This is a genomic window from Rhizobium sp. PEPV16 (assembly GCF_008919455.1).
GTDB lineage: Bacteria > Pseudomonadota > Alphaproteobacteria > Rhizobiales > Rhizobiaceae > Rhizobium > Rhizobium leguminosarum_Q.
The window spans coordinates 1-3,834 of the sequence record NZ_VSZV01000090.1; the positions used below are offsets into that span (position 1 = coordinate 1).

Below are 3,834 nucleotides of genomic sequence, written 5' to 3' on the forward strand. Positions count from 1 at the left end.
GCGTCATCATGAAGATGATGGTCGCAGACGGCGATCAAGTCGAAGAAGGCCAAGAACTGGTGGCCGTGCGCTCCGAGGACTATCTGGTCAGCGGTGAATCGGCCTCCGAAAAAGTCGCCGAAATGCTCGACCGGCAGAATGCCAGCATCAGCGAGCAACTGGCGGAAGTCAAAAACGATGAAATTGCCCAAACGGCGCAATTCGGTGCGCAGATTGCCGGTTACCAGACGCAGATCGATAAGCTTCAGAGCCAGATCGCCCTGCAAAGGGAGCTGATCACCTCGATCGAGAAGGATGTCGAGCGCATTCGCGGCCTGGTCGACAAGGGTATCGTTCCACGACGAGACGTGACGTTGAGAGAAGATTCGCTCACCGAGCGGCGTCAGCAAATGGCGGTACTGGAAAGCACGTTGACGGAACGGCGGTCGGATCTCTCCGATGCCGAACGAATGCTCGATCAGGTCAAGGCGCGCTCAAACGAGAAGGTCGCAGCACTCCAATCGCAGCGCGAGGATATCAATCGCGGCCTCGCCACCAACGAACAGTCCCGCGCCTATGTGATCAGATCGCCGATCGGCGGTACGGTTTCTGCCCTCACGGCCAAGATCGGCGAGCCGCTGAACACGCAGCAGGCGCTCATGAGCGTCGTGCCGCTGAATGCAACATTGCATGCGCAACTGGACATGCCCAACGCCGCCGTCGGTTTTGTCGAGGTCGGGCAGGAGGTACGGCTGGCGATCGATACCTTTCCTTACCAGAGCTTCGGGACGATCGCAGGTCGCGTCAAGAGTCTGTCGAAAAGCCCGATCAACCGTGGCAGCGGCGCGAGCACCAACCTGAACTATCTCGTGACAGTCGACCTTGAACGGCAGAGCATCACGGCCTTCGGGAAGCAGCAAGCGCTGTTTCCCGGCATGACCTTGTCGGCCCGGATTGCGACCGCGCGCCAATCTCTACTCGAATGGCTGTTCGAGCCGTTGTTCGCCCTTCAACGACGATAGGACCCGCGATTGTCTGCCAGAGCACTTCAGGCCGGGTTCTTTTCAACCTCACGGATTCGTCTCATTCGTCAGAATGAGGTCAGCGAATGCGGTCTGGCCTGTCTGGCAATGATGGCGAGCTTTTACGGGCACGACGTTGATCTGGCGACGATGCGCCGACGTTTCACCCCATCATTTCGAGGAGCCCCGCTGTCGAGCCTGATCAAGATCGCAGACCAGGTGGGCCTCCTGCCTCGCGCCGTCAAGCTGCCGCTGGAGGAGCTGCCCAATCTCGCATTGCCGGCGATCCTCCACTGGAACATGAACCATTACGTCGTCATCGAGCGGGTTTCCGGCGACAAGGCGCTGATCCACGACCCTGCTGGCCGCAGTGAATGGCTTCAAATGTCTGAGGTTTCGGACCACTTTACCGGCGTTGCGCTGGAGTTGCGGCCAAACGAAGCATTCGAGAAGAAAACGGAGCGTACGGTGTTGCGCTGGTCGCAGCTCTGGACGCGGATCAACGGGCTTGGAAGTTCATTCCTCCAGGTCATCGTCCTCAGTGTCGTGTTGCAGATCTATGTGCTTGCCCTGCCCTACTACTTGCAGATCGGCATAGACAACGCACTGCCGGCGCTCGACCACGATCTGCTTGCGGTGCTTGCGCTTGGTTTTGGGCTGTTCACAGTGTTCAATGCGAGCGCGAGTTTCCTTCGCTCCTTCGTGATCCTGGCGGCGGGCTCGGCATTGGGCTTCGGCATCGCCTCGAACATTGCCAGGAAACTGTTCCGGCTGCCGCTCGACTGGTTCCAGAAGCGGGAGGTCGGCGACATTCTCTCCCGCTTCCAGTCGGTGACGCCGATCCAGAAAATGCTGACGGAAGGCGTTGCTGGAACGCTGGTGGATGGATTGCTCGCGCTGACGACGCTGGCGATCATGTTCTTCTACAGCGCCAAGCTTGCAATGATCGCGCTGACCGCCTTCTTCCTCTATTTCGTCGTTCGCCTGATATCCTTCTCGTTCGAGCGCCGCGCCCAGGAAGGCAGTATCATCGCGCACGGCAAGGAACAGACGGCGCTCATCGAGACGATACGTGGTATCCAGACCTTTCGTCTCTACAATGGTGAAACGATGCGGCATGCCATGTGGCAGACATTGTTGACGGATGCCGTCAATGCCAACATCCGCTCCTCGCGCATCGGCATTTGGCAAACGACCGGCAATGCCTTGTTGTTCGGCCTGGAGAATGTCGTCACCATCTATCTGGCAATCGGCTTCGTCATGAATGGCGGCTTCAGCGTCGGCATGGTTTTCGCCTACCTCGCCTATAAAGGTCAGTTCCTCGAAAAGGCCGGCAATCTCGTTGATCAGGGCATGGCGTTCTTGATGCTACGGCTGCATCTGGAACGCTTGGCCGATATCGCCTTGGAGGAGGATGACAGAAGCTTTGCCCCCAGTTCAATGGCCATCACGGAATTAAAAGGACGGATGGAGCTCAAAAGCGTTTCCTACCGCTATTCTCCAACCGATCCCCTCGTTCTCCAGGAGATCGACTTTTCCGTTGAAGCCGGCGAACATGTGGCCATCACCGGGCCGTCAGGCATGGGTAAATCGACGCTCCTCAAGGTGATGCTCGGGCTGCTGTTGCCTCAATCCGGTGAGGTGGCCGTCGACGGTCTTCCCCTCCAGCAGTTCGGTCACAAGAGCTTTCGCGATCAGATCGCAGCCGTCCTGCAGGACGACAATCTCTTCGCCGGATCCATAGCGGACAATATCACGCTGTTTGCCGAGCAGGCCGATCTCGAAGCCATTGCCGATGCCGCACGCGCTTCGGCAATTCACGACGAGATCATGAAAATGCCGATGCAATATGAAACGCTCGTCGGCGACATGGGATCGAGCCTCTCCGGCGGCCAGAAGCAGCGCGTGTTGCTGGCGCGCGCGCTTTATCGAAAGCCGAAAATGCTTTTCCTGGATGAAGGCACATCTCACATGGACGCCGCCAACGAAGCGCGCGTCAATCATTCCATACGCTCACTCGGCATTACCCGCATCGTCGTCGCTCACCGGCAGGAAACCATCGCTGCCGCCGACAGGGTTCTTTACATGGACGGCGAAGGCCTGCGACCTCTCGGTCCGCCAAAGGAAGTCATCAGCCTGCAACTGGGCGAAAGCCTGAGCACGCGTTGAGAGCGTGACGTCGCGCCTGCGATTTCGGACTTCATCAGGCGGCGCTGCCAGCCACGCCGTCCAACTGCTCGAGAGCCTCATCCGGCAGCGCGAGCCCGGCGGCGGCGAGGTTCTCCCTGAGATGGCCGAGGGACGAAGTGCCGGGGATCAGCAGGATGTTTTCCGCGCGACGCAGCAGCCAGGCGAGCGCCACCTGCATAGGCGTCGCGTTGAGGCGTGCTGCAACATCGGACAGGGTGGAAGACTGCAGCGGGCTGAACCCGCCGAGCGGAAAGAATGGTACATAGGCAATGCCGTCGCGCGCGAGATCGTCGATCAGGGCATCGTCGGCCCGATGCGCCAGATTGTACTGGTTCTGCACGCAGACGATCTCGGTGATCCCACGCCCTTCAGTGATCTGCTTGGATGTGGCGTTGCTCAGCCCGACGTGACGCACCAGGCCTTGCCGCTGAAGATCGGCGAGCACCGTCAGCGGCGCTTCGATCGACCCTTCGGCCGGGCCGTGCACGTCGAACATGATCCTGAGATTGACGACATCAAGCACATCGAGGCCGAGATTGCGGAGGTTGTCGTGTACCGCCTCCGTCAGCTCCTCGCGCGAGAAGGCCGGAATCCACGATCCGTCCGCGCCGCGCCGGGCGCCGATCTTGGTGACGATGGTGAG

At 59.6% G+C, this 3,834-nt stretch carries 3 protein-coding genes; 2 read left to right on the plus strand and 1 reads right to left on the minus strand.

All coding sequences use genetic code 11. From position 1 onward, the window contains the following. Positions 1-1,001, plus strand: a 1,001-nt coding sequence (locus FY112_RS01050) for an HlyD family efflux transporter periplasmic adaptor subunit (RefSeq protein ID WP_151517416.1), incomplete at its 5' end; no start/stop codon positions are given. A 9-nt stretch (positions 1,002-1,010) separates the two neighbouring features. Then, entirely contained in the window at positions 1,011-3,170 is a 2,160-nt protein-coding gene (locus FY112_RS01055; protein ID WP_131629636.1) for a peptidase domain-containing ABC transporter, read from the plus strand. A 34-nt stretch (positions 3,171-3,204) separates the two neighbouring features. Here the strand turns inward: FY112_RS01055 and FY112_RS01060 are convergent. Continuing rightward, positions 3,205-3,834, minus strand: a 630-nt coding sequence (locus FY112_RS01060) for an oxidoreductase (RefSeq protein WP_151517417.1), incomplete at its 5' end; no start/stop codon positions are given.